General features: G+C 66.4%; 29 protein-coding genes. 5 read left to right on the top strand and 24 right to left on the bottom strand.

What is annotated here, in order from left to right; translation table 11 throughout:
• Positions 1-5 precede the first annotated feature (5 nt).
• From CLV78_RS11375 to CLV78_RS11320, 13 genes are all read right to left on the bottom strand, one after another.
• On the bottom strand, positions 6-3,971 hold the full coding sequence (locus tag CLV78_RS11375) for a baseplate multidomain protein megatron (protein ID WP_106204946.1): 3,966 nt from the start codon (positions 3,969-3,971) through the stop codon (positions 6-8).
• 3 nt (positions 3,972-3,974) lie between these two features.
• The gene (locus CLV78_RS11370; RefSeq protein WP_106204945.1) at positions 3,975-4,415 is read right to left on the bottom strand and encodes an NlpC/P60 family protein; all 441 of its coding nucleotides are present in this window, start codon (positions 4,413-4,415) and stop codon (positions 3,975-3,977) included.
• On the bottom strand, positions 4,412-5,296 hold the full coding sequence (locus CLV78_RS11365; RefSeq protein ID WP_106204944.1) for a DUF2163 domain-containing protein: 885 nt from the start codon (positions 5,294-5,296) through the stop codon (positions 4,412-4,414). Before CLV78_RS11365 ends, CLV78_RS11370 begins: the two co-directional genes overlap by 4 nt.
• On the bottom strand, positions 5,293-5,523 hold the full coding sequence (locus CLV78_RS11360) for a hypothetical protein (protein WP_106204943.1): 231 nt from the start codon (positions 5,521-5,523) through the stop codon (positions 5,293-5,295). The genes CLV78_RS11365 and CLV78_RS11360 overlap by 4 nt, the downstream gene beginning before the upstream one ends.
• Positions 5,524-5,525: 2 nt before the next feature.
• Complete coding sequence (locus CLV78_RS11355; RefSeq protein WP_106204942.1) at positions 5,526-6,149, bottom strand: lysozyme; 624 nt, start codon at positions 6,147-6,149, stop codon at positions 5,526-5,528.
• Positions 6,150-6,153: 4 nt separating this feature from the next.
• Positions 6,154-6,285: a hypothetical protein gene (locus CLV78_RS24780; RefSeq protein WP_281261143.1), complete on the bottom strand. Its 132-nt coding sequence runs from the start codon at positions 6,283-6,285 to the stop codon at positions 6,154-6,156.
• Positions 6,278-6,625, bottom strand: coding sequence for a hypothetical protein (locus CLV78_RS11350; protein ID WP_106204941.1), 348 nt, complete (start codon positions 6,623-6,625; stop codon positions 6,278-6,280). The genes CLV78_RS24780 and CLV78_RS11350 overlap by 8 nt, the downstream gene beginning before the upstream one ends.
• Positions 6,622-7,248: a DUF2460 domain-containing protein gene (locus CLV78_RS11345; RefSeq protein ID WP_106204940.1), complete on the bottom strand. Its 627-nt coding sequence runs from the start codon at positions 7,246-7,248 to the stop codon at positions 6,622-6,624. Before CLV78_RS11345 ends, CLV78_RS11350 begins: the two co-directional genes overlap by 4 nt.
• A 61-nt stretch (positions 7,249-7,309) precedes the next feature.
• The gene (locus CLV78_RS11340; RefSeq protein ID WP_106204939.1) at positions 7,310-9,475 is read right to left on the bottom strand and encodes a phage tail tape measure C-terminal domain-containing protein; all 2,166 of its coding nucleotides are present in this window, start codon (positions 9,473-9,475) and stop codon (positions 7,310-7,312) included.
• A complete protein-coding gene (locus CLV78_RS11335) occupies positions 9,468-9,680 on the bottom strand; it encodes a DUF7697 family protein (RefSeq protein ID WP_106204938.1) in 213 nt (70 codons plus the stop codon). The genes CLV78_RS11340 and CLV78_RS11335 overlap by 8 nt, the downstream gene beginning before the upstream one ends.
• Positions 9,681-9,694: 14 nt before the next feature.
• Complete coding sequence (locus tag CLV78_RS11330) at positions 9,695-10,132, bottom strand: hypothetical protein (protein ID WP_106204937.1); 438 nt, start codon at positions 10,130-10,132, stop codon at positions 9,695-9,697.
• Complete coding sequence (locus tag CLV78_RS11325; RefSeq protein WP_106204936.1) at positions 10,132-11,070, bottom strand: phage tail tube protein; 939 nt, start codon at positions 11,068-11,070, stop codon at positions 10,132-10,134. The genes CLV78_RS11330 and CLV78_RS11325 overlap by 1 nt, the downstream gene beginning before the upstream one ends.
• A gap of 24 nt (positions 11,071-11,094) precedes the next feature.
• Complete coding sequence (locus CLV78_RS11320; protein WP_106204935.1) at positions 11,095-11,514, bottom strand: acyl-CoA transferase; 420 nt, start codon at positions 11,512-11,514, stop codon at positions 11,095-11,097.
• 58 nt (positions 11,515-11,572) lie between these two features.
• Between CLV78_RS11320 and CLV78_RS11315 the strand changes: the two genes are divergently transcribed.
• A complete protein-coding gene (locus tag CLV78_RS11315; protein WP_106204934.1) occupies positions 11,573-12,064 on the top strand; it encodes a hypothetical protein in 492 nt (163 codons plus the stop codon).
• Positions 12,065-12,081: 17 nt separating this feature from the next.
• Here the strand turns inward: CLV78_RS11315 and CLV78_RS11310 are convergent, their stop codons facing one another.
• The 5 genes from CLV78_RS11310 to CLV78_RS11290 are packed head-to-tail and all read right to left on the bottom strand — an operon-like array spanning position 12,082 to position 15,819.
• Positions 12,082-12,714: a DUF6441 family protein gene (locus tag CLV78_RS11310; protein WP_106204933.1), complete on the bottom strand. Its 633-nt coding sequence runs from the start codon at positions 12,712-12,714 to the stop codon at positions 12,082-12,084.
• Entirely contained in the window at positions 12,711-13,025 is a 315-nt protein-coding gene (locus CLV78_RS11305; RefSeq protein ID WP_106204932.1) for a head-tail joining protein, read from the bottom strand. The genes CLV78_RS11310 and CLV78_RS11305 overlap by 4 nt, the downstream gene beginning before the upstream one ends.
• Positions 13,026-13,030: 5 nt before the next feature.
• A complete protein-coding gene (locus CLV78_RS11300) occupies positions 13,031-14,053 on the bottom strand; it encodes a major capsid protein (RefSeq protein WP_106204931.1) in 1,023 nt (340 codons plus the stop codon).
• A 22-nt stretch (positions 14,054-14,075) separates the two neighbouring features.
• Positions 14,076-14,456, bottom strand: a complete 381-nt coding sequence (locus CLV78_RS11295; RefSeq protein ID WP_106204930.1) for a head decoration protein — start codon at positions 14,454-14,456, stop codon at positions 14,076-14,078.
• Positions 14,457-14,484: 28 nt separating this feature from the next.
• The gene (locus tag CLV78_RS11290) at positions 14,485-15,819 is read right to left on the bottom strand and encodes a S49 family peptidase (protein WP_106204929.1); all 1,335 of its coding nucleotides are present in this window, start codon (positions 15,817-15,819) and stop codon (positions 14,485-14,487) included.
• A 99-nt stretch (positions 15,820-15,918) separates the two neighbouring features.
• Between CLV78_RS11290 and CLV78_RS11285 the strand changes: the two genes are divergently transcribed.
• Together CLV78_RS11285 and CLV78_RS11280 are read left to right on the top strand one after the other, a co-directional pair.
• Positions 15,919-16,164 (top strand): AbrB/MazE/SpoVT family DNA-binding domain-containing protein, encoded by a 246-nt coding sequence (locus CLV78_RS11285; RefSeq protein WP_106204928.1) that lies wholly within the window; start codon positions 15,919-15,921, stop codon positions 16,162-16,164.
• Complete coding sequence (locus CLV78_RS11280) at positions 16,161-16,559, top strand: type II toxin-antitoxin system VapC family toxin (RefSeq protein ID WP_106204927.1); 399 nt, start codon at positions 16,161-16,163, stop codon at positions 16,557-16,559. Before CLV78_RS11285 ends, CLV78_RS11280 begins: the two co-directional genes overlap by 4 nt.
• Positions 16,560-16,564: 5 nt before the next feature.
• Here CLV78_RS11280 and CLV78_RS11275 read toward each other — a convergent pair whose 3' ends face one another.
• From CLV78_RS11275 to CLV78_RS11260, 4 genes are read right to left on the bottom strand one after another with little or no spacing between them, the layout of a single operon-like run.
• Complete coding sequence (locus CLV78_RS11275) at positions 16,565-18,037, bottom strand: phage portal protein (protein ID WP_106204926.1); 1,473 nt, start codon at positions 18,035-18,037, stop codon at positions 16,565-16,567.
• A gap of 3 nt (positions 18,038-18,040) precedes the next feature.
• Positions 18,041-18,253 carry a phage head-tail joining protein gene (locus tag CLV78_RS11270; protein WP_106204925.1) on the bottom strand — a complete coding sequence of 71 codons (213 nt, stop codon included), beginning with the start codon at positions 18,251-18,253 and terminating at the stop codon, positions 18,041-18,043.
• A gap of 1 nt (position 18,254) precedes the next feature.
• Entirely contained in the window at positions 18,255-20,294 is a 2,040-nt protein-coding gene (locus tag CLV78_RS11265) for a phage terminase large subunit family protein (RefSeq protein WP_106204924.1), read from the bottom strand.
• Entirely contained in the window at positions 20,242-20,775 is a 534-nt protein-coding gene (locus tag CLV78_RS11260; RefSeq protein WP_106204923.1) for a hypothetical protein, read from the bottom strand. Before CLV78_RS11260 ends, CLV78_RS11265 begins: the two co-directional genes overlap by 53 nt.
• A 111-nt stretch (positions 20,776-20,886) precedes the next feature.
• Between CLV78_RS11260 and CLV78_RS11255 the strand changes: the two genes are divergently transcribed.
• Both CLV78_RS11255 and CLV78_RS11250 read left to right on the top strand, forming a co-directional pair.
• Positions 20,887-21,114, top strand: coding sequence for a hypothetical protein (locus CLV78_RS11255; protein ID WP_106204922.1), 228 nt, complete (start codon positions 20,887-20,889; stop codon positions 21,112-21,114).
• A gap of 112 nt (positions 21,115-21,226) precedes the next feature.
• The gene (locus CLV78_RS11250) at positions 21,227-21,760 is read left to right on the top strand and encodes a DUF3489 domain-containing protein (RefSeq protein ID WP_106204921.1); all 534 of its coding nucleotides are present in this window, start codon (positions 21,227-21,229) and stop codon (positions 21,758-21,760) included.
• Between the two features lies 1 nt (position 21,761).
• Here the strand turns inward: CLV78_RS11250 and CLV78_RS11245 are convergent, their stop codons facing one another.
• Together CLV78_RS11245 and CLV78_RS11240 are read right to left on the bottom strand one after the other, a co-directional pair.
• On the bottom strand, positions 21,762-22,322 hold the full coding sequence (locus CLV78_RS11245) for a thermonuclease family protein (protein WP_146136679.1): 561 nt from the start codon (positions 22,320-22,322) through the stop codon (positions 21,762-21,764).
• 150 nt (positions 22,323-22,472) lie between these two features.
• Positions 22,473-22,804: DNA methyltransferase (locus CLV78_RS11240; RefSeq protein ID WP_146136678.1), on the bottom strand; the 332-nt coding region annotated here is incomplete at its 5' end.

Genomic DNA, 22,804 nt, shown 5'->3' with positions numbered 1-22,804 from the left:
ACTTTCTAGAAATTGAGCGTGGCGGTCTTTGGCGCCCCGCGCCCGACGAGCGCGGAGAGCTGATAGATGCGAATGGCGAGGCTGTCGCCGGTGCCGAGAAGTGCATCCCAATCGGCTGTCTGTTGGGCGGCGGTGTAGGTGGCGCTGGCGGTATTGGCGGTCAGCGTTCGCCTGACACTTTCCCCGTCAAGGATCTCCACCTCGAAGGCCTGCAATTCCTCGACAAGCGGAACCTCCAACGCGGTCCAGCTGTCCGCCGAGAGCGCCCGTGACCGGCGAGTCCAACGGATTGTCAGATCGCCGAGTGCCCGCGGCCTGCGCCAGGGCTGCTCGACATGGGCGACCGAGAAGGGCCGCAGCCCAGCGCCAGTGGGCGTGAACGTCTCTGCGACAAAGGTATCATCCGTGATGGCATGGCTCGCGGGACCTATGCGCCAGTTCCACGGAATGCCGAGGTTCGCCTCCGCGACGGGAAGCGGCGCTAGGCTCGTATCCAGAACGACCACCCGCGCCCCGGCCGGCGTTGGATTGCCGATGGCGTGCTCGGTTCCGCGCTGGCCCCGCAGGAGCCGCGTTAGCCGATAGCGCCCCGCTGCCAGAAGCTCCGCCGTGCCCGCCTGGACGATCTCCCAGACACCTGGCGCGGACTCAATGGCCAGTGCGTTCGCCCCGGAAAACAGGGCCAGATCCGAAACGGATTCGAGCGTCCCGGAGCTCAGATCGACGATCAGCTGATTGCCATGGTCGAAACGCGACACCGGTCCAGACCAGAGATCGGACACGAGAACACCCAGGTTGGCGGGTGTGTCGATGCCGGTCAACCATTCAAAGCCGTCCTCCGCAGCGGAGCGCCAGACCGCGATCTCCCCCGGCCATGGCATGGCATGGGCCGCGACCAGTGGCCGGTGCGCGGGGATGTTTTCAGAGATCTGCGGCAGATCGAGAAGGACAACTTCCGGCTCCCCGAACACCACCGGGCGATCAGGTGAGGTCTCGCGCGGGCTGCCGGGCGGCAGCGCTTCTGTCTCGCGATCCTGGCGGATCCCCTCGATCAGTCGCGCCCCGCTGTCGGCGATGGAGGTCAGGCGATACTCGGCCAGCCGCCCATCATGGTCGAGTTCCACCACATCGGCCGGATCCAGCGCGAGACGCGACGGTGGCAGCTGGAAAGTGGCCGTTTCACGCCCGACCCATGCTTCCATCAGCGCGCGGCGGCAGCGCCGCTCCGCCTCTTCGGGCGGGACCGCGATGGGCCAGGATTCGCTGCTGATCCGTGCAGAGTCGACCGTGATCCGGCGCGCCTCGACCACCGCCGCGTCATAATCCTCATCGGCCCGCGCTATGCTCCATTTCAGGGCCTGCGGCAATTCCGTTTCCTGCGCGCGGGTCAACTCGACAGGCTCGCCTTCGCCGGCGGCCACCAGGTCCTCAAAGGTGAGCGTCACGACCGGGACCCGCCCTCGCACGAAGAAACGGATCACGCCCTCGCTCTCGACCGCATCAAAACCGAAATGCCGCCCAAGTGTTGTGAGCGCAGTGCGCGGGGCCTCGATCGAGGTGATGGCATAGCCCTCAACCGCGCCCCAGAGGCCGGACACGTCGATGCTGTCCTCAGACAGCCCGGCGCGCATGCAGATATGGCGCACCAGTGCTGGTAAGGATGCGGATCCGAGCCGGCCGATGAGCCAATGGCCTAGGCGCCAGTTCTCGCCATCACTCCAGACATCGGTCAGCTCCGGAAAGAAGGGATAGGGCCGTGCATCCCAGGTCCAGGCGGCACTTTCAGAAACTTCGACCATCCGTCCGCCATAGACTGACGATGTCGGATTGTTCGTGGCCTCGCCCCAGTGGAGCCAGGTTGCTTCGAGGTACGCTCGCTGGATCGCGTCATCCCGCCAGCCCCGCGAGAAATACGGCGTGAAGCTCTCGGACGACTTCGGATCGAAGAACACGTTGGGTTGGTTGGTGCCCCGGTCGATGGCGGGACAGCCGAGCTCGGTGAACCAGATCGGCTTGGATTGCGGCAACCATGAAGTAGGCGTCCCGCTCTCAACCCCGTCGGGCCGGTCGAAATGTGCATTCGACCACCAGGCTTGCAGATCTTTGTATCGGAAGACCCATGGCTTGCCGTGCGCACCATCGCTGATTGGTGTGCGGAGCTGCGCGGTGCGGTCGGCGGCGCTGGCATAGAACCAGTCGAACCCCTCACTGCCGGCGATGTTGGATTGCAGGTAGCTGCGGTCGTAGATCGCCGGCCACCCGTCCTGTGCATCAGCATGCTCGAAGCCGTCACGCCAGTCGGAGACGGGCATGTAGTTGTCGATGCCGATGAAATCGATCTCCGGATCGGCCCAGAACGGATCGAGGTGGAAAAACACGTCGTCGGAGCCATCGTCCGGATGGTGGCCGAAATACTCCGACCAGTCGGCCGCGTAGCTTATCTTCGTGGAGGGCCCGAGGATGGCGCGCACGTCGGTTGCGAGATCGCGGAGCGCCTGCACGGCCGGGTAGCTCGCCGCGCCGTCGCGAATGGTGGTCAGGCCGCGCATTTCCGAGCCGATCAGAAAGGCATCGACGCCCCCCGCCGCCGCGCAGAGATGCGCGTAGTGCAGGATCATGCGCCGGAATCCCCTGTCGAGCGATGATCCCGTCCAGCTGACAGAGGTGCCTGACACGGAGAAATCCGACACCTCCGCCTCGCCGAAGAACTCCGTGACCTGCGTCGCTGCCGCGGCGGTCTTGTCGACCGAGCCGGCATAGCCCACTGCCGGCGAACAGGTGATCCGGCCGCGCCATGGAAAGGGCGGTTGACCGGTCCCGGAAGCGTTGTCGGAATACGGATCCGGCAGGGTGTTGTCGGCCGGGACATCCATCATCAGGAAGGGATAGAGAGTGACCCGTTTTCCCCGCGACTTCAGCTCCTGGATGGCCTGCACGACCGAAAAATCCGCCGGTGTCCCGCCATAGACCGGACGGCCCTCATCATCGCGGCTGACCAGATGCGCCCCGTCCCGAGCGACACCATTGACCCGCCAGGACTTCGGTTTGGTCGATTTCGAAGTGAGCTCGACGCCCGGCCGGATCCGGCACTCCCCGCAACGCAGGTCATCGCCGAACCACGAGACCACAAGGCTGACGCTTTCGACATTGGGCGCGGAGGCTTCGAGCCGGTCGAGCGCCTCTACCATGTCGGTCGTGCCCGATGAGGCGTTGAGGTTCTCGGCGCCGTTGCTCTTGCGGATGGCTTCGGTGGCATAGACAAATTCGCCTGAGGCAGGGATCAGGGTGACGGCCCGCACCAGGCCCTCTGCCGTATCCGCCTCGACCAGAGGTCGGAACACCTCGACATTGATCTGAGGGATGCGGTTGCCGAAACCCGCCAGCGCCAGATCCTCGAACACCAGATAGGCCGTGCCCCGGTAGGCCGGCGTGGCCTCCGCGCCCGACTTCGCCGCAATATAAGGATCAGCCTCCTGAACCTCGTCGCCGGGATACCAGCGCCAGGTGACGCCGGAGAGGTCCATCAGCTCGCCATCTGCCCAGATGCGCCCCACACCGGTGATCGGCCCCTCGCAGACCGCCACCGCGAAGGAGGCGAAGTAAGTGTAGGTGGTGGTTTTTGTTCCGCCACCACCTCCACCGCCCTTGCCGCCGCCACCCTGAGTGGTGGTTTTCTTCTTCTCGCGGAAATCGGTGGCCCAGATGATATTGGTGCCCATCCGCAACCGGCCGAAGACGCGCGGGATCACCGCGCCCTCGGTCGAGGTCGTGACCCGCAGACTGTCGAGACGCTGGCCGGTGAAACTCTGGTCCTGTCCCGGCGTGAGAGAGGAAATGATCCAGCTGTCCACGTAGGACCCGATGGTCGAGCCGATGAAGCCGCCGATAGTGGCAGCACTGACACCAAGAATGGCGCCGCCGATCGAACCGCCAATGGCAGCACCGGCCGCGCCGAGGACGAGGGTGGCCATTGCTCAGCTCCGATCCGGAAACAGGAAAGCGAAGGCAATGCGCCGCCGCCAGGCGGGCGACAGCGGCTGCTCGATCACACCCAGTCGCTCATAGGCATGGATGAAACGATCAGGCCCGGTCAGGATGCCGACATGCTTGGCGATGGCGCGGGGCTGCATGCGGAACAGGATCAGCGCGCCCGGTCCAGCTTCGGCAGGATCAATCTCCGACATCATGCGCCGCGCACCCTCAGCCAGCACCTCGATCGTCCCGGTCTCGCCCCAGTCGCGGGAATAGGGCGGCATCGGAAATGGTTCCGGCCCGACCACCTCCCGCCAAACACCGCGGGCCAGCCCGAGGCAGTCGCAGCCTGCGCCCCTGACGCTTGCCTGATCGTGGTAGGGCGTGCCGAGCCAGGACCGCGCCGTGGCGATGATCCGTTCGGGGTCGGCGGTGGCTCTCACAACACGCTCCCATCGTGACCGCCATCGCTCGTGGCGTAGCGCAGAATGGTGTCCTGGCCGGGGATGTGCGGAAAGCCCCGGAAGTTGACGGCATTGGCGAAGCGGTCTGCGCAGGTGGCAACTCGCTTGTCGCAGCCCGCACGAATGACGAAGCCATCTCCCTCTGCGATTTGCAGGACCGGCGCTTCGAGCAGGCTGACAGATGCATCCCCGCCGTCCAGCCCATGGCCGGAAACCTCTGCCCGCCGGCCAGCATTGGCGCCGGAGGTCCATTCCACCGTACCGAACGTAAACCAGCCCGCCTCAAAGCTCCCGATGCCGGAAGCGGTGAAGGCGCGATCCAGTGAGATACCGGTGACAACGCCGGCACTCCGATAAGCAGGATCGTCCAGATCCACCCCGCAGCGGGAATCGCCGACGACCGCATCGCAGGTCGCCTGAAAGCTGCGCCCGACATTCTGCCCCAGCAGATGCGCGAGCGAGCGCACCTCGGCGACAAAAGCGAGGCGCCCGCGACGGATCTGGCCGATGGCGCCCCGGCGCATCAGAACGCGCTGGCTGGTGTTGGCCCAGTTCACCCGCCAGACTTCGACATCGGCATTGTCCCAGCGCCCGTCACGGATGTCCGTCTCTGTAATCCGGTCCGAGCTCAGCACGCCCTCCGCATCCTGCGCGTCGACGGACAGGTCCGAGGCAGAACGCACTTCTGAGGCGGCAAAGCCGCTCTCCGGTTCGAACCCGGTGCCGTCGAAGGCAAGATCCCGGTCGTGATCGGTGAAGCCCAGAACCACGCCATCGCTGCGGGTGATGCGCCAGCACCACGCCAGCGTCGTGGTGCCGTCGTCGAGATGGGCCTGGAGCGCGGTGCCCAGCGCCTTCATTGCGTTCCGGCCAGCCCGCGCTCAATCCGGTCGCGCAAGCCAATGAGACCCAGTCCGACAAAGATCAGCGTGGCGGGAGAGGCATCGCCGGCATTCGCCAGTCGCGCAACCAGGACGGTCAGTTCTGATATCGCATCACCTTCGGGCAGCACCAGCGCCGCGATGCCGGTCAGCACCGACGCCAGGCCGCTCCACCAGGTCAGGGAAGCGGGAAGGACATATCGCATAGTCATCTCCTGTTGATGAGCAAGGAAAGAAAGGCCCGGAGCCGGGCGAGAACCCCGGCCGGTTCGGGCACGGGTCGCAGGAATGCGAGCGCTTCGGCCTCGGTGAGCCGTCGCGAACAGCGCGAGAAATCCACCCGGCCGCCGGCATCGACAGACCAGACGGGAATGGTTCCGGCGGGATAGCGACCTTCGAGGAACAGAATCCGCTCCGCCTCCCGGCGCGGGATGATCGCCGCTGGTCGCCGCCAGTTCAGGAAGGCCTGCGCCGCAGCGTCCCGGTTGCCCGCGTTCAGGCGGCGCGTGAGGTCTGCCCGTGCGATGCCGCCGGTGTTGTAGTGAAACGAGACCAGCGCATCGAACTCATGCGGCTCAACCGACACGGCAATGGCATTGCAGACGTCGTGCTCATAGCGGGCGATATCGGCCCGGAACACGCAGAAGGCCTCGCGGATACCGTCCTCAAGGTTCTCCGGCATTCCGCGCGGGAGAGACGCTGGATCAGGATCGCCAGCCGCTGCGGTATGTCCGATGCCAAAGGTCCAGATGTCACGGACATCGAGGTAAGGTCCCGGCACGAGTCCTTCGTGCCGGATGAGGGCGATGAGCCCCCGGTCCGTCATATGCATGGGATTACCCGAGTAGTGAGAGGATCAGGATGAATGCCGCGACCACCAGACCGACGCGGAGACGGTGGCCGAAAGCCTCGCGTGGATCGGGGATGTCGCAGCGGATGGCACCTGCGCGGCGGAGCAGCTCATTCATCTCCATCCCCCGTCGCGCCACGTAGTCGTACGAGGATCACCTCGATGAAGGCCGGACCGAACACCCCGACCAGATAGGCCGCCGAGCCAGCCGCGCCGCCGGACGGGATCGCCGCCGATGGAAGCCCCATCCAGGTGGTGATGACGGCCATAGACAGGCTGCCCATGCCGGCCGCGATCAGCCCGCCGAGCAGGATGTGCCGCAGCGCGTCCCGCAGATGCATCTTCGTCGTGAGTGCATTGGTGGCCCCACCCAGCGCGCCCCAGGCCGCGAGGATCACCGCAGTCGAGGTCGTGAGATCGCGCAGCACGGTGGCGATAAAGCCCGTCTCTTCACTCATCGCCGGATCTCCACGATCGGAATGGAGGTGATCGATCCCAGTCGCTCGATATCCAGCGTCACATCGAGCGTGTCGCTGTCGAAGCGGACCGGCACGTCGTATTCGAAGCCGGCGGTGACGAGCACGCCAGCGCCGGGTGACGCATCGAAAGTGACGAGACCAGAGGTCGTATCGACCGACCAGCCGGAAACCTGCTCGACGCCATCGAGCGCGATCTGAACCGAACCGGAGACGGGCCTGGCAATGGACCGGCTCCAGGCCTGTGCCCCGGACGGGTAGGTCTTGAGCAGCTGGAACCCCGAGGTCTCGCCATCGCCGGTGCCGATCCCCTGATCGGTGGGAGCCGGGCTCTGCGAGGGCAGGCAGGATTTGTAGTCCGCCCAGTCCCGGAAGCGGAAGCCGTGCAGCCGGCCGTTGCGGGCCTCGAAGAAGGCAACCACCGCGGCCAGATCATCGGCGCGCCGGATACCGTAGGCCACGTCGTAGCGGCGACGCGAATTGGCCCAGCTGGCATTGCGCTCTTCGTCGCCGGAGGCGAGCTCGACGATCTGCGTTCTTCGCTCCGGCCCGCCCCGGGCGCCACGGCTGATATTGTCCGGAAACCGGACCTCATGGAATGCCATGGATTCTCTCCGTGGTTCGTGCTCTGGGCCCCGTAACCGGTTCCCACTTGCGGGGTCGCACTCACATGCCCCTCCGCCCCAGCGAGACCGCCCGGGCTATGTCCGCGGCGACCTGAGTTCGCGACTGCCGAAAACTCTCGGCGTCGCGGGTATTGATGTTGATCGTCACTCCGCCGCCAGCGCCGTAGTCCTGCGCTTCCCGACGCGAGAGCACCCGCTCGCCACGCTGCAGGATCGCCGGCACCTCGTCGTGGCGCAGTCCGACCGTGCCACCGCTGTGCATGCGCGGGGCACCGGCAAAGGCGAGTGCTGGCACCATCCGGGACGATCCCGCCGAACCGACCATTCCGCCGCTATGCAGGACATTGGCGAACACACCGCCGGCACTGCCCAGCACCCCGCCCAGCGCGCTGGCGATCGGTCCGAGGATGAACTTCCGCGCTGCGAGCTTGGCCAGATCCGCAATCATCGAGGTCACAAGGTCCCGGAAGTCGAGTTTGCCGGTTTTGACGAACTCGCCCACCGCGCTCTCGGCTGACTGGAAGGCACCGACGAGGCTCTGGCCGATATCGGCCCCGATATCGCGGGCCTTGCCGGCATAGTCGCTGAGCGTCGAGTTGGCCGCCTGCCAACCGGTGGCGGCTTTCGCCGCTCCGTCGGCGGTTTCCCTTCCAGCTGCGCGTCCGGCCGCGCCCGCGCCGCGCGCGGCCTGAGCCGAAGTGTCCAGCGCGTCGTTCATCCGATCCACGGCATCGGTGGCCTGGTCGATGGCAGCCTCGCCCTCCGCGTCACTGCCGGTCATCGCATCCCGCAGCGCCTGCATGGCGGTGCCGACGCCGTCGAAGGCACCGGCCCGCGTGTCGGCAGCCCGTGCCCGGTAGCTCTCGGCCTGGGATCCGGCATTGGCAGCACCATGCTCTAGCATCGAGGCGCGGGACATGGCGCCGAACCAGTCGATCCGGGTCTCCGAGCCGATCTCCTCGGCGACGGCATTGAAGGTCGGTCCGATCTGGCCGAGGAAGTCGGCCCATTTCTGGGAGAGGAAGGCCATCAGCTTCAGCCAGATTGCTTCCACGTCCGCCCGCACGGCCCGGAAGTCGTCGACCAAGGAGAGCGTGGTGGCGCGGATCCCGTCCCAGACCCCTCTCGCCACATTGCCCATCAACTCGAGCGCCTTCCCGAAACCTCCAGCACCCTGCGCGAGCTTCGTGAACTGGTAAACCAAATCGCTGGCGCCAACGATGAGCGCGCCGATCCCGGTACGGATCAGCGCCCCGCGCAGGACAACCAGAGCAGTGGCGAGGCCGCGGACGGAGAGCGCTGCCGCGGCAAGCCCGGCGACCCAGCGCCCGGCCAGAAACACGGCAAAAGTGGCGGCGTAGGTGGTCAGACGGCCAATATTGTCAAAGAGGCCGGCGATGGCTCGGCCAAGCGGACCGGTTCGACTGGCCACCGCCGCCATGGCGTCTGCCACGGCCTCCAGCGCCGGGGCTGCGGCGACCGCAAGCTGGTTCGACAGGCCCCGCCAGATTAGCCCAAGCCGGGAGATGGCATCGTTCGTGCGCTCGATCCGGTCGGCATCCTGCTCGGAAACCACGACCCCGAAGGCACGCACGTCCTCGGTCGCCTGGCGCAGCGTTGCGGTGTCGATGCGCGATATGGCGATGGAGCCTTCCTCGCCGAAGAGCTGGCCTGCGACGGCCGCGCGCTCGGCGGCCGGCACGAACTCCTCGATTGCGGCGTTGATCGCCCCGACGCGTGCGTCGAGCGGCAGCTCCAGCAGGTCGGAGGCCGAAAGCCCCAGCCGCTCCAGCGCCTGCGCCGCCGGTCCGCCTCCGGCCGCTGCCTGGCTCAGACGGCGGGTCAGGTCCTTGGTCGCCTGTTCGATCCCGGACATGGAGACACCGGCCAACTCGCCCGCGCGCCCCAGCGTCTGGATCGAGGCCACGGTGGTCCCGAGGGACTGCGCGAGCTTGGCCTGTGCATCGACGGTCTGGAGTCCCGACCGCACCATGACGACACCGGCCGCTGTTGCCGCAGCAACCGCCGCGGCAGCTGCCACCTTCACGCGGCGCGAAAACCCGGCCATCCGCACATTCGCAGTCTCCATCTCACGCGACAACCGTCCGAAACCCCGGGCACCGGCCTCGCCGACACCTTCCAGCTCGGCGCGCACTTGTCGGCCACCGACCGCAGCAAGGCGGACAGAAACGCGTTTCTCAGCCATTGGCGTGATCCATTTGCTCGTTGAGTTTGGCCACCATCACCGCTTCGATGACGGGCAGCAGTTCGGCTGCTGCGACCGGCGGCACTCCGAGCGCATCGGCGAGTGCAAGCGCGGCGGCCAGATCCCAGCCGATGACAGCACCGGGCAGAACCCGGAGCTGGCCACCGAGGCGGCCGACCAGATCCCAGACCTGCCAACCTTCCATTGTGAGCGGTTCGTTCAGCCTTGCGGGGCAGTCGTCGCAGTGCCCTGCACAGGCGCTGCAATATCGGTCGCCCCCACCGAAGGACCATTCGGCGAGAGCGCGGAGGCGTTTTTTTCCTGTTCCAGTAGCAGGCCCTTCGAGACGTAGGTCAGCTGGAAGGCCTCGAAGATCGGCCAGATGTCGAGAAGCGCGTCGATGGCATCGGAGCTGGGCTCGATGGCATTGCCGTCGGCGTCGCCGACACCTTCCCAGACGAGCACCGCCCGCCGGGCCAGCGCCTTTGCGAAGGCCACCGCGCGCTCCTCGTCGGAGGCCTCCTCGTGTACAGCCTCGACGTCAGGATCGCTGCGCGTCGCCACCATCAGCGCGGTGGTCAGCGGGCGCAACTGCAACCGGACGCCGGGGGCAAGGTCATGCCAGCGCGGTTCATTCGTCAGATCGAGCGTGAGCATCAGAACGTCTCCGTGTTGTTGATCAGGGTGGCGCTGCACATCCGGCCGACCACGCTGTCGCGCGCGGCTTGCCAGTCGAATGTGGCCTGCACGCCCTGCGGGCCCGAGATCTCGATCCGCGGGCGCGGCAGGTAGACGGCGTGCGCGGTGAAGGTGAAACTCTCGCCCGAGGGCAGTGCGTAACCGAACTCCAGCTCGCAGGCCTCACCATTGATCGCCTGGGTCACCAGCGTGCTGTCGGCGAAGCGCACCTCGATCGAGCCGGTCAGCGCGGCGATGGACGGGTCCGCCCCATCGATGCGCCCATCGTCACGGATCGTCTCGATCCGGTCGAGATTGTTGGCATAGGTGATATCGGCCGAGACCACGTTGCCCAGCGCCGAGCCGTTCCGCGTGATCGCCCCGTTGAAATGGCCGAAGCGATTCAGTTCCAGGTCGGCGAGCGTACCGGCAGCGGTGGCTGTGTCCACCGTCTCGCCCTGCGCCACCAGGCGCGCCGTTGCAGTGAGCAGTCCCGAGCGCTGCATCTGCCAGGTCAGCTGGTCGAGCACGCAACCTGAATACATCGCATAGCGCGGCACCTCCGGCATTCCGGTCTCGATCGAGAGGCTGGGCAGCGTCCAGGCGCCGGACTGAAACTCATGCGTCCAGGGGCCGGTGCCGGTCGTAGTCGGTGCACCGAAAGCCGCCTTCAGCCAGAAGCCGAATGCCTCGGCATCGAGCGGCACGACGACATCGCCGTCGGCCGTCACCGCGTCCTTGATCGGCGCCAGCGGATCGCGCCCATAGCCCAGAAGCTCCGAGTTCAGCAGCGGCTGCTCGGCACCAAGCGTCGTGCTGGCAAAGGGCATCTTGGTGAAGCCGCTCGCGGGCGGCGTGCCATAGACGGTCTCGAACGCAAGCGCCATCTGCGCCCGCGCCCCCTGGGCTCGTGCCATCTTGTTCTCCTGTTGTGCGTGGGGTCAGCCGAGCGGGTCGGCGGTGGTGTAGTGCAGGATGACGGGTATGACCGCCGCCTTCAGGCTCGCAGCACCCTCGACCGGCAGGTCGACAGGCCGGGGCGCTTCCGCCTCGACCCAGTCGCAGAGCCCGCCCAGCGTCCGGTCAGTCGCGAGCGATGTGCTTATGCTGCTGCATAGCGTGTCGAAGCCCGCGTCACGCTCGGCACCCTGCACGACCGCCTCGATCTCGGCCCGGTGCTGGTAATGGTAGGCGAGCGGCGACAGCGTCACCTCGGGCTCCCCCGGCTCGCCGTCGCGCAGGATCAGCAGGCCGTCGGCCGGGACGCGTTCCGGCAGCACCTCGCCGCGCAGGGCAGTGGCGGGCAGCGCCGAGAGCCGCGAATGCAGCGCGGCGAGGATGGTTTCGCGGTGGGTGGGCATTGGTTTTAGAAACCTGAGATCTTGGTTATTGTGTGCACGGGATGAATTTGGGTGCGTGATGCTTGCAGAAGAATGGCTTGAACGAACTCAACCGGGTTACCAGGAACTCTCAGACGGAGAGCGATCTGCCGTAGCCGGCTTTTCTATCGTTTGGAGCGTCTTCGAGGCGCGAGCTCTTGCGACAAATGCCAACGCGAATGCCATCGTGCGTTTTGTCGATCAGAACGAACAAAACTTCAGATCAGCTGAACCCTTTGCCAATGCTCTACTGCATTTTCGACAGAGATACGTGTCAGACGGTGGAACCAACCACAAGTTTCAGAGGCTGAACTTCAGAAGGAACGACCGACGTGAACTCGTCGAGGCCGTTTTGTTGGAAGATGACGTCGTGCCGGGCGAGATCGCCAAAGCACTACTCATCATTGCCTTTCGCTTGCGAAATAACCTCTTTCACGGGATCAAATGGGCATATGAAATGCGTGATCAGCAGCGGAACTTCGAACATGCGACAATCGTTCTGACGCGTATCCTCGACTTCAACGCGGCATAGTGAGCGTATTACCGCCCTCATCCGATTCTGCCCTCCACCCAGTTTGCCACGATCAGCCCCGGCACGCTGTCGATCGCCCGCTCGGCATCCCGGTCCAGATCCAACCGCTTCGGTAGCCTGACCTGCGGGACCAATAGGAAGACCGGCACCGTGGCCCGCCCGCGACCGGTCTTTGACCGCGACGCCACGCCCAGGCGCCGCGTGTTCAGCCGCCCGTCAGCCACCAGCAGGCTCGGCCCGCGCCGGCGATAGACGAACCGCAGCCGCAGCCCGCGCCTTCGTTCCCATTCACCAGGGGTGATCCGACCGCCCCTGAAGCCCTTTCCCGCCGCTTCGAGCGGGATCGCCAACCAGAACCCATCTTTCGAGCGAATGAACCGGCCGGTGTCGTGGGCGCCAATGATCACCGGCGCCTTGGACCAGACCAGTGCCGCGGCACTCAGGCTTTCACCCGACTTCGGGTAGGTCTGGATCCGGATCGAGTTCGCCAGCCGCCGCCCGAGCCCGGCACCGGTGATCTGCCCACGCCAGGCGGTCTTGAGCCCGGTGCCAGCCTCGCGCATGGCGGCGGTGACCGCCTTCTCGCCGGCCGCAATCTCGGCTGCCATGGCGGCGACGAGGTCCGGTGTGACTTCGAGCTTGAGCTTCATGCCGGCCTCAGATCCAGCGTCCAGATCAGCCGCTCGCGATCCCGGATGGGTTCTCCCTGAACCACGAAACTGTCGGCGCCGAGGATGATCAGGTCTCCCGATCGCGGCGCAGGCAGCTCCCCGACCCGGACGTCGATTGTGGTCGTGTCGGAGAGGATCCGGGCATCGCCAAAGCCGGTGATCCGGTCCGGTCCCTTCTGCATGACCCGGACCGTGCGCTCCTCCGATGTGGCCGCGGAGATCCAGACGGCATCCGTGGCCATGTCGGCATGACCGAAGATCCGGTCCAGCGCGGCGGCAAAGGCAGTCATCGGACCTAGTTCGACGAATGCAGCCGGATCGCCAGTTTCGGGCGCTTGTTAACCGGCAGGATCGAGGCCTCGGTCATCAGGTCGATCCAGCGGCCCTTCTCGTCGAGATGCTGGCGAGCGTAAAGCGGCAGGCCGATCGTGTTGGCGGTCTCCAGCAGGTTCGCTGGCCCGCCATAGGTGGTGAAGGTGTCACTGGTCCCCAGCGGGAAGGCGATGCCTTCACCTTCCGGGATCAGGCGCTCGGTGGCCTTGGTCGAGAGCGTGACGCTGCCGGTGTATTCCTCGAAGAGGATGCCGGCGAAGGGGAAGTTGCGGCGCACGTCCTGGCGCAGCGGCTGGGCGCCAGTGGCGGCGTAGAACTTGTAGGCCTCCTCGGTTTTGGCATGGGAGATCAGCTTGTCGAAGAACTCCGGGCTCACCAGCGCATGGACACCGGACATGCTTTCGCCGAGCAGGTTGTCCTCCATGGCACGCAGCACCTCGCGCACCTTGCCCTGTACATTGGTCCCAGCCGTACCGAGCAGGAAGTCGACCGAGATCTGGGTCAGGCCAAACTCAGTGAAGTAGTTGTAGAGCGTCGTGCCGGCGCCGTCCTTCACGATGCCGCGGAGCGCGTTCATCTCCATGTATTCCCGGGTCTGGGCATGCTTGCGCCGCATCAGCGTGAGCTTGCGGTTCATCACTTGCACCAGCGGATCGGCAGTGTCCGCCGTACCGAAGGCGGGCGTGCCCTGGATGTCGGCCGGCAGGATCACATCGTCATGGGGAATCCAGGGCAGCGCGAAGCTGCGCATCGAGCGGCCTTCTCGCGTGCCAACCGTGGCCGGGCCACCGAGCGGGACGGACGGCAGCAGGTTCAGAACGCCCTCCATCTGCTCGATGATGACGGACCGCTGGGTCACGCCCTCAAAGGCGAATAGGCCGATCTGCGCGAGGCGGGTGTAGAGGTTCGGCAGGATGTTGATGGCCTGCGTCATCTCCGCCAGCGAATAGCCGCCGGCGTCAAACGGATTGCGGATGATGGTCATGGGGTGCTCCGGAAGGGATGGATCAGGCGCTGTCGCGCACGAGGATGCCGGCGGCGGCGAGCTCGGAATGCTTGGTGGCGATCTTGGTCGCGTCATCGACGGTGCCGTCAAAGGCGAGGCCCTCGCGGGCGACGATCGCGGGGCCGCGCATCAGCACGATTCCGGTGGCGTCGGCCAGCGTGGTGTCAACGGCATAGAGCAGAACGCCGACGGCCGTTTCGGCACCATCGGAACCGCCATCAGTCGCCAGCGTGTACTTGCCGCTGGCGGTGATGCGGCCGAGGACCGAGCCCACGGGATATTCCATGCCCTGCAGCAGGGTGACGGTCTCGCGGGTGTAGTTCGGATTGACCTCGTATTTGAGGGCGTCGCCCATCGAGGGCGGCTGGATGAGAGGACTCATGGATCAGTCTCCGGGGTGAGAGAGAAGCTCAGCGCTCGGCGGTGCCGGCGGCGCGGCGTGCTGCCGCTACGATCGGGCTTTCCGCGGGCGGTGTCGCTGCGGGGGCGGCGGCATGGATGCCGGCCGCGTCACCGGCGGCGGCGAGATCTCCAAGGATCTTCGTGCGCAGGGCGTCGGGTTTCAGGCCACGCCGGACGGAATCGGCAGCGTCGATCGAGAGGCCGAGACGCCCGGCCTGGGCGCAGATCTGCGCCACCTCGGCGGCTTCGGCACGGATGGCGTCGGCATCGGGGGCCGCTGCGGTCGGCGCCTCATTCTCGGCCGCGGGAGCCAGTTCCGCGATAGTCGGCGTTTCCGCAACGGACGGGGCCGCGTCAGTCTGTTCGGTCATTGGGGTCTCCTGCTGGGATTCGATCGTGAGTGGTGAGTGTTTCGGGAGGGCTGCGGCCCCGCGCGCGTTCAGTTCGGAAACGAACCCGGCGAAAGCGCTCCGCGGGTCGACAACGGCATCGGCGAGGCCGGCGGTCACAGCGTCTGTGCCGCGGACCACGGCGGCCTCGGTGGCAAGAGCTGCCCCGCTGGTCAGCCTGTCTCCACGTCCTGCCGCGACGGTCCCGGCAAAAAGGGCCCGCAGGTCTTCGAGCTCGGCCTGCAGCCGGTCCCGGACAGGTTCGGGCAACGGCTCATAGGGATTACCGTCGGCCTTGTGGGCCCCGGCATAGACCAGCGTGACCGCGAGGCCTTTTGCCGCCAGCATGCCGCTCATGTCAGTGTGCATCAGCACCACGCCGATGCTGCCGACGGCGCCGGTGCGCGACAGCACGATCCGGTCGGCCTGGGAGGCGAGCGCGTAGCCGGCGGAGAGCGCATGGTCCGCGACGAAGGCCTGCACCGGTTTGACATCCCGGGCCGCGCGGATGCGATCGGCGAGGTCAAAGGCGCCGGCGACCTCTCCGCCGAAGCTGTCGATCTCCAGCGCAATGCCCCGGACCTCCGGGTCGCCCAGCGCAGTGTCGATCTGCGTGGCGATCCCCTCGTAAGACGTCAGCCCGGAGGACTGGCCGATCCAGGCACCGCGATGCACCAGCGTGCCGGCGATGGGGATGACGGCAACGCCATCCGTGAGCGCATAGGGCCGGTCCGGCTGTTCTCCGGTTTGCCTGGTTGTATTTCCGGCAAGGAGGGATGCCTGCGCCCGCGCCGCGGCGCGCACGACATCGGCCTTATTGAGCCCCAAGCCCGCGAAAGCGATCTCCTGTCCGGCAATGCGGGGACCGAGGCCGGTCAGGAAGGCCGCGGCCTTGGCAGGCTCCACCAGCAGCGGCGTGTTGAACACCCGCTGGGCGATCTGAGGATGGTGCATCAGCTCTTGCTCGTTGTGGTTGGGGGCAATGGATCTTGAAAACTCCGCCCCTAATCCGATATAGTAAGGCGAAATGCTCAAACGTAAGGCGCGACACCCATGCAGGAATCGACAGTGACGATGAAGGGCCAGACGACCCTGCCGAAGGACGTGCGGCGGGCGCTTGGTCTCGCGAGTGGCGATCGGGTCCGGTATGTCATCCTCGACGGCGAGGTCCGGCTGCTGAAGGTACAACCCGTCAGCGGGCTTGCCGGCCTGTTGGCCCGGCCGGGCCGGAAACCGGTCAGCCTCGACGAGATGGATGAAGCCATTGCCGGTGGCGCCGCTGAGGATTCCGACGCGTGATCGCCATCGACACCAATGTGCTGGTGCGGTTCCTGACCCAGGACGATCCTGATCAGGCCCGCGTCGCCGCGGACTTCATGAACGGGCTCCGCCAGAGTGATCCCGGCTTCATCAGCCGCGAGGTCATGGTGGAACTCGTCTGGGTGCTCGAGCGCGCCTATGGCTTCAGCCGCGCCGAAGTCGCCGGCGCGCTCGAAGGCCTGCTGTCGGCCACCGAGATCGAGGTTGAACAGGCTGACGACACCGGCCGGGCCGTCTTCCAGTATCGCGATGGGGGCTTCGGCTTTGCCGACCTGATGATCGCTGCGGCGGCACATCGGGCGGATGCCGTTCCGCTGGTGACTTTCGATAGGAAAGCCGCCCGCATCCCAGGGGTCGAACTGCTCGAATCCTGAAGGCATCAGGCCTTCTCCTCTGGCGAGCGCTTGTCGTCCGTTTCCGTCTCTTCGTTTTGATCTTCGCTGCCGGTTTCTGACGGCCCCTGCGCCGGTGATCCCGGACGTCGGAAGTCGAGGCCCAGTGCCTGCTCGCGGTCTCTCTCAGCGGCGATCTCGCGATCGACCTGCTCGGCGTCGTAGCCGCGTTCCGACAGCGCCTGCGTGCGGGATTTGAGCCCGGCCTCGATCTGCAGGATCTCGGCCGAGGCATCCTTCATCGGATCGACCCAGTCCCACTTTGTCGGCAGCCAGTCGCAGGCGAGATACGCGCGTCGGTTCTGATCGTAGTCCGGGATGTCGAGCGCGCCGGAGAGCACCGAGAGATCCATCCAGCGGGTCCAGACGGCCCGGCACATCTGGTAGACCAGCACGCCATGTTGCCAGGCCGAGATCCGGCGGCGGAAGTCGACGAGCGAGATCCGCGTATTCGAGAAGTTGCCCTTCGCGGTGTCATTGGTGAGATACCCGTAGGGAATGCCCAGCGCGGCCGAGATCTGCAGCAGCGTCCGGTACTGGAAGGGCTCATAGGTCGAGCCGGAATCCGGCGTGGCAGGCGTCGAGACATCCTCTCCGGGATCGAGACGGACGACCTGGCCGGGTTCGACCTCAAGATCCTCCTCGGCGGGCTCCAGCGGTGTCTCCGGCGCCGGCGAGGTGATGAACATCGCGAACATCGCCGCCGTCTTCTTCCGCTCCAACTCGGCATCGTCGTAGAGATCCAGCGTGAAGAGTTTCACGATCGCCGGGGTGAAACGCGAGACCCCGCGCAATTGTCCGGCCTCGCTTGGGTCCAGCACATGGATCACATCCTCCGCCGGAACCCGGACCGTCTCGCCGGCCAGCCCGGGCTCGGTCATGTCACCGGGATGCCGGCGCAGGAAGTGATAGGCGACGCGCCGGCCGATCCCGTCAAACTCGATCCCCTGCCGGATTGATCCAGCGCCCGGCAGTTCCCGGTTGAGATCGAGCGGCAACATCTCCGAAGGGAGCATCTGCAGTTGCAGCGGTACTGTCAGGCCGTCCTCAGGGCGGCGCGACCGGATCCGCAGGAAGACTTCGCCGGTGAGATACACCTCGCGGGCCGCCCGGCGCTGCAGCCCGTAGAAATCGGTGACACCTTCGGCATCCGCCTCGTCGGTCCAGGCGAGCCAGAGCGATTGCACCTCTTCCTTGAGAGCCGCATCCTCGATCCGCGACGATGGCTTGATCCCGTCGCCGACGACATTGCTGGCGAAGGATTCGACGGCATTCGCGGCATAGCCGTTGTTGCGGGCAAGCCATCGCGCCCGGGCGGTGATGGTCGCGCCGGCTCCGGCGATCAGCGTGTTCACATGCGCCCGGGAGGCCCGGAAGCCACGCAGCCGCCTGTGACCTTGCGCGGCGTCAAATCCACCGGTCACCGCGGTGAGCAGCTGGCGAACATAGTCGAATGCCATCGCTCAGAGCCCCTTGGTCGCCAAGGTTCCCCAGCGCCGCCGGCGGGGTGTGCCCTCGGCCGAAGCCAGCCGGGCTTCGAGATCCGTGACGGCGGCGGCCAGCTCGGCATCCGATCCATAGGTGATGGTCTTGCCGTCATAGCTCACCGAGCGGATGCCTGCGTAGCGCGCCTCCTGCAGCGCGCTGAGCAGGCTGCGCATCCTGTCGATCTCCATCTCAGTCCCTCATGAAGCGCGGCGTATAGGCCCGCTGGCGTCGCCGTGGCGTAACCGGCGTGCCGGCGCGTGGTTGTTGATCCTGCTCCGCAGGTCCGGGGCTCGGTTGTGTGTCGATCACCCGGCTTTCTGTCCCCGCCTGTTCCTCGAGCTGGCGCCATGTGGCCTCGTCCCAGCGATCGGCGCCCATGATCCAGGCGGCAGCCCGGGCGTAGACTCTCGTGTCCAGCGCCTCATTCCGCTCGCGGATCTTCTGCCATTCCTGCCGGGCGTAGCCGCGCCGATTGCGCACCGTGACCAGTTGCTCGGCCACCAGCTGGCGGATCCACTCGCTGTCGATCCAGTCCGGCAGGTGCATGGTCCCCGGTGGGTCGCAGATCCCCGCGGCCCGCTCGGCATCGTCGGGCCGCTCCAGCCGCAGGAAGCGGTAGGTCTCGATCTTGAAAGTCGAGGTGGCGACCGACCAAAGCCGGGCGCCGCGTCGCAGCCGCCTTCCGCCGATCGTGGCGTCGACAAAGGTGGGGCCGGAAACCGGCGTCGCCCGGTTGAAGCCTTCGAGGCCCTTGACCGGTGCGACCTGGCCGAAGCCCTGCGCCCGGGTCCAGCCATAGACCGCCGCGGCCTCGTAGCCGGTATCGATGGCGAGCTTCGCGATCGGCATCACCGAGCCATTGGCGAGATCCCAGGTGCGGCCGAGGAGCTTCGTCAGCTCTGCCCAGGCCTCCGCCCGGTTCGGCCCACCCTCGATGACAATGTGATCGACAAGCCAGCTTTCCAGCCCGCGGCCCCAGCCCCAGATATCGACCTCGATCCGGTCCTTCTGCACGTCGGCGCCGGCGGTCAGGAACAGCACACCATTCGGCAGGCCGGCGGTGTCCCATGGCTCGCGCCGTTCTGCCAGCCGCTGCCATTCCGGCGCCTCGCCGCTCTCGACCCAGGTCTCGCCTAGCAGCGTGTTGCGCGCCGCCCTGAGCATGTCTTCCGAACCCTGGGCGGCCAGCCATTCCCGGGCGATCTGCTCCCAGGACTTCCAGCCCACCGGCGAATAGAGCGCCGAGATGTGGAAGCCGATGGCCGTCGGATCGGCCGAGGTCGCGGTTGCCCGCCATTCGCCGGAGGCCAGCATGGCGGTCTTGTGGTGCTCGGCAATCGGCTGCTCGCATCCCTCGCAATGATAGGCGGCGGTCTCCGGCCGGCCCTTTTCCCAGCGCAGGCGTTCGAACTGCAGCCACTGCATGTGGCCGCAATGCGGACAGGGTACGAAGTAGCGCCGCTGGTCGCTCGCCTCGTATTCCCGCTCGATCCGGCTGAGGCCGCGGATGGTCGGTGTCGAGACCATGAAGACCTTCCGGCGATGCGCGAAGGTCGTGGTCCGCGCCTCGGCGAGCGCGACCGGATCGCCTTCCTCGTCGGCCGAGGCCGGATAGGCATCGACCTCGTCGAGAAAGATATAGCGCGCCGGCATCGAGCGCAGGCCGGTGGCGCTGTTCGCCCCGGTCAGCACCAGGATGCCACCCGGAAACTCTTTTGAGAGCATCGAGTTGCCGGCCTCGCGCGAACGGGCCGGTGTCACCCGATCCCGCAGCACCGGGCTCTCGGCGATGAGCGGATCGAGCCGCCCGCGCGAGGCGCGCTTGGCCATCTCCACGGTCGGCAGCACCGCCAGCATCGGTCCCGGCGCGTGGTGGATCACGAAGCCGGCCCAGTTGTTACCGGCCTCCGTGGCGCCGACCTGGGCGGCCTTCATGAAGCTGATGCGCTGCGCCGGATGCCTCGGCGAGAGCGCATCCATGATTTCCCGCAGGTAGGGCGTGCGGTCCGTGCGGTAGCGGCCGGGCTCGGCGCTGGCGCGGGAGGAGAGCCAGCGATGCCGGTCGGCCCATTCGGAAACCGTGAGATCCGGATCGGGCCGCAGGCCACGACGCCAGGACCGCAGGATGTCGTCGGCGCCGTCGAAACCCTGGTCGATCCCGCTCAGGTCATCGGGGTCACCCGAGCGAGACCCGGAGTTCGGCGAGGGCGTCGAGTTGTTCCCGGACATGGGCTTCCAGCACCCTCTGCATGATCGCGGTGTCGATCGCGAGTGATGCACCGGAGACGCTCTCGCACTCGGCCGAGACCTGCGCCGCGATCAGCGCCGCCACCCGCGCCGGCCAGGTTACCCAGGCATCGCGTTCCTGCCGGGCGAGACGGAACACCAGCGCCTCGGCCCGGGCGCGGTCGACCAGCGCGCCCTTCTTCTTCTGAATTGCGATCTGCCGTTCCTGCGCCTGGTAAACCGTGAGCGCCGTCCGGGCCTTGAGGTAGGAGCTGCTCTCGCCGGGACCGGAAAGCGCAGACTCTCCGACAGAGCGCCTCTGCTGATCGGGATCGGTTGTCTCCGCGCGGCGGGCATCGGAGGCCGCCGCATCGATCGAGCCATCTGCGAAGAGCGCTAGCCGTCCGGTGCGTTTCGCCTTCTGGATCGCTCCGCGGGAGAGCCCGGCATGCGCGGCGTAGTCCCGTTCACTCATGCCCTGCATGGATCGCTCCAAAGAGATTAAAGCAATGATATTGCTTCGATTATCGTTGATGGCGCTCCGCGACAGAGCGATTCTGATTGCAACGGAACAGACCTGCATCGGAAGCCAGCTATGAAGACCCGCCGCCAACAGAATCAGGCCGAAGCCCTGAGCACCTTCATCGCCACCAAGGCCGAGATCGACACGATGCTCAGGCGCCTGCAGGCCCTGAGCGACGAGCATTTCAACACTCATCCCGACGAGGTCAGCTGGGGCGATGTGGGCACGCTGCAGCACTACGCGGCCCGGCTGCGCGATATCACCGACAGCGCCTTCCGCGAGGGTGAGTGCGCCGAATAGGCAGGATACTTCCCCGCCAGCCCGGCACGCGTTCCAGAACGGGATGCGCCGGCCGGGCCCGGGCCTCGTAGGAGGGCTTGCATCCCGCGGGCCCGCTTCTACGGAGCCCAGCATGTCCGACCTTACCGACACCCAAATCCGCATTCTCGAACTCGCCGCCGCAAGAAACGACGCCATTGCCATGCCGCTGCCAAAGGGCCTGCATGGTGCCGCGGCGAAGAAAGCCGTCACCAGAATGACCGAGCTCGGCTTCCTCGAGGAGGTCGATGCCAACATCACCCGCGGCGTGGCGCTCTGGCGGGAGACCGGCGATAGTCATGGCACAACTCTGATCGCAACCGAGGCCGGGCTTGCAGCGATCGGGCTTTCGTCGGCCGAGATCCGGACCCGGCTGGACCGGCGAAATCCGGAGCCGGTCGAACCCACGCCCAGCGCGCCGCGCGCCGGCACAAAGCAGGCCCGGCTGATCGAGATGCTCTCCGCCCCGGGCGGCGCCACGATCGCCGAGATCTCCGACGAGACCGGCTGGCAGGCGCACAGCGTTCGCGGCGCGATCTCCGGCACGCTGCGCAAGAAGCTCGGGCTGACCGTGGAGGCAACGGCCGAGCCCGAGCGCGGCAGGGTCTACCGGATCGCTGGCGCGTGACTCACCGCCAGCGCCGGCAGGCACCCTCGGAAATCATGATGGCTGCGATATCGCGGCCATCATCCAGCCGGCAGGAGCCGATCCAACGATCGTAGCTGCGCCGCCCGGTGAGCGCGCAGTCGAGACGTTTGCCGGAAACCAGCTGCTTCATTCGCCGGGTTGCGGCATTGCCCTGCGCGGTTCCCTTCTCGGCACAGTCGAGCGCCGCGATCCGGATCGGCGTGCCGGTCACCTCGATCGTGTCGCCATCCCGGACATGGCTGACCCGACCGGACAGGTTGCGACCGCCCGAGGTCTGCGGCGCGGTGGCCGTCCGGTTGTTGAGCGCGTCGCCACCACGAAGCACGCGCGGCGTCGGGGAAGATGCGCTGTTGCCGGTTTCCCGAAGGAAGCCAGGAAACAACTCCGGGTACCTGTCCGATCCGAACGCGGCCATCCAGAGCAGGAATGCCGCGACCGGGATGATCAGAATCGCCATCGGGTAGCGGCGGTTCATACGGGTGAGCCAGCTTTGCGAAGGTCGATTGTTCCGGCGCCGCGCCTTCTCGTGTTCCTTCGCCATTCGGCGCCAGTCGCGCTGCGATCTGATCGGTCGGTTGTCCTGCCTGCGGCGCATGTGCCTGCGGTTCCCTCGTTGCGGCGCGATTATCGCATCAGAAACCTTTCCTGACTATGACGGCGAAGGGGCCATTCCGCGACCGGGAACCCGGCGTCAGGTGTCCGTTCCGATCCTCTCCGCCTTCAGTTCGGCCCAGGTAGAGCCGGTTGCCTCATGCACCGCAGCCTTTCCGGTGAAGGCCTGCCAGCGCTCAACCGCGACATCGACATAGGCCGGGTTGAGCTCGACCCCGAGGCAGATCCGATTGGTGGTCTCGGCAGCAATCAGCGTCGTGCCCGATCCCATGAACGGCTCGTAGACCGCCTGTCCGGGATCGGAATTGTTGAGGACCGGCCGGCGCATGCATTCGACCGGCTTCTGGGTGCCGTGCACAGTCTCGGCATCCTGATCGCGGTTGGCAATCTGCCAGAGTGTGGTCTGTTTCC

It is taken from the genome of Aliiruegeria haliotis (genome assembly GCF_003003255.1).
GTDB lineage: Bacteria > Pseudomonadota > Alphaproteobacteria > Rhodobacterales > Rhodobacteraceae > Tropicimonas > Tropicimonas haliotis.
The sequence above is the reverse complement of the archived record's forward strand: the minus strand, read 5'-3'. Positions and strand labels throughout refer to the sequence as shown.

What these genes read in the sequence shown, in the direction of transcription:
- CLV78_RS11375 (WP_106204946.1), bottom strand. Translation starts at nt 3,971, where the DNA reads ATGGCCACCCTCGTCCTCGGCGCGGCCGGTGCTGCCATTGGCGGTTCG.
- CLV78_RS11365 (WP_106204944.1), bottom strand. Translation starts at nt 5,296, where the DNA reads ATGAAGGCGCTGGGCACCGCGCTCCAGGCCCATCTCGACGACGGCACC.
- CLV78_RS11360 (WP_106204943.1), bottom strand. Translation starts at nt 5,523, where the DNA reads ATGCGATATGTCCTTCCCGCTTCCCTGACCTGGTGGAGCGGCCTGGCG.
- CLV78_RS11355 (WP_106204942.1), bottom strand. Translation starts at nt 6,149, where the DNA reads ATGCATATGACGGACCGGGGGCTCATCGCCCTCATCCGGCACGAAGGA.
- CLV78_RS24780 (WP_281261143.1), bottom strand. Translation starts at nt 6,285, where the DNA reads ATGAATGAGCTGCTCCGCCGCGCAGGTGCCATCCGCTGCGACATCCCC.
- CLV78_RS11350 (WP_106204941.1), bottom strand. Translation starts at nt 6,625, where the DNA reads ATGAGTGAAGAGACGGGCTTTATCGCCACCGTGCTGCGCGATCTCACG.
- CLV78_RS11345 (WP_106204940.1), bottom strand. Translation starts at nt 7,248, where the DNA reads ATGGCATTCCATGAGGTCCGGTTTCCGGACAATATCAGCCGTGGCGCC.
- CLV78_RS11340 (WP_106204939.1), bottom strand. Translation starts at nt 9,475, where the DNA reads ATGGCTGAGAAACGCGTTTCTGTCCGCCTTGCTGCGGTCGGTGGCCGA.
- CLV78_RS11335 (WP_106204938.1), bottom strand. Translation starts at nt 9,680, where the DNA reads ATGGAAGGTTGGCAGGTCTGGGATCTGGTCGGCCGCCTCGGTGGCCAG.
- CLV78_RS11330 (WP_106204937.1), bottom strand. Translation starts at nt 10,132, where the DNA reads ATGCTCACGCTCGATCTGACGAATGAACCGCGCTGGCATGACCTTGCC.
- CLV78_RS11325 (WP_106204936.1), bottom strand. Translation starts at nt 11,070, where the DNA reads ATGGCACGAGCCCAGGGGGCGCGGGCGCAGATGGCGCTTGCGTTCGAG.
- CLV78_RS11320 (WP_106204935.1), bottom strand. Translation starts at nt 11,514, where the DNA reads ATGCCCACCCACCGCGAAACCATCCTCGCCGCGCTGCATTCGCGGCTC.
- CLV78_RS11315 (WP_106204934.1), top strand. Translation starts at nt 11,573, where the DNA reads ATGCTTGCAGAAGAATGGCTTGAACGAACTCAACCGGGTTACCAGGAA.
- CLV78_RS11310 (WP_106204933.1), bottom strand. Translation starts at nt 12,714, where the DNA reads ATGAAGCTCAAGCTCGAAGTCACACCGGACCTCGTCGCCGCCATGGCA.
- CLV78_RS11305 (WP_106204932.1), bottom strand. Translation starts at nt 13,025, where the DNA reads ATGACTGCCTTTGCCGCCGCGCTGGACCGGATCTTCGGTCATGCCGAC.
- CLV78_RS11300 (WP_106204931.1), bottom strand. Translation starts at nt 14,053, where the DNA reads ATGACCATCATCCGCAATCCGTTTGACGCCGGCGGCTATTCGCTGGCG.
- CLV78_RS11295 (WP_106204930.1), bottom strand. Translation starts at nt 14,456, where the DNA reads ATGAGTCCTCTCATCCAGCCGCCCTCGATGGGCGACGCCCTCAAATAC.
- CLV78_RS11290 (WP_106204929.1), bottom strand. Translation starts at nt 15,819, where the DNA reads ATGCACCATCCTCAGATCGCCCAGCGGGTGTTCAACACGCCGCTGCTG.
- CLV78_RS11285 (WP_106204928.1), top strand. Translation starts at nt 15,919, where the DNA reads ATGCAGGAATCGACAGTGACGATGAAGGGCCAGACGACCCTGCCGAAG.
- CLV78_RS11275 (WP_106204926.1), bottom strand. Translation starts at nt 18,037, where the DNA reads ATGGCATTCGACTATGTTCGCCAGCTGCTCACCGCGGTGACCGGTGGA.
- CLV78_RS11270 (WP_106204925.1), bottom strand. Translation starts at nt 18,253, where the DNA reads ATGGAGATCGACAGGATGCGCAGCCTGCTCAGCGCGCTGCAGGAGGCG.
- CLV78_RS11265 (WP_106204924.1), bottom strand. Translation starts at nt 20,294, where the DNA reads ATGTCCGGGAACAACTCGACGCCCTCGCCGAACTCCGGGTCTCGCTCG.
- CLV78_RS11260 (WP_106204923.1), bottom strand. Translation starts at nt 20,775, where the DNA reads ATGCAGGGCATGAGTGAACGGGACTACGCCGCGCATGCCGGGCTCTCC.
- CLV78_RS11255 (WP_106204922.1), top strand. Translation starts at nt 20,887, where the DNA reads ATGAAGACCCGCCGCCAACAGAATCAGGCCGAAGCCCTGAGCACCTTC.
- CLV78_RS11250 (WP_106204921.1), top strand. Translation starts at nt 21,227, where the DNA reads ATGTCCGACCTTACCGACACCCAAATCCGCATTCTCGAACTCGCCGCC.
- CLV78_RS11245 (WP_146136679.1), bottom strand. Translation starts at nt 22,322, where the DNA reads ATGGCGAAGGAACACGAGAAGGCGCGGCGCCGGAACAATCGACCTTCG.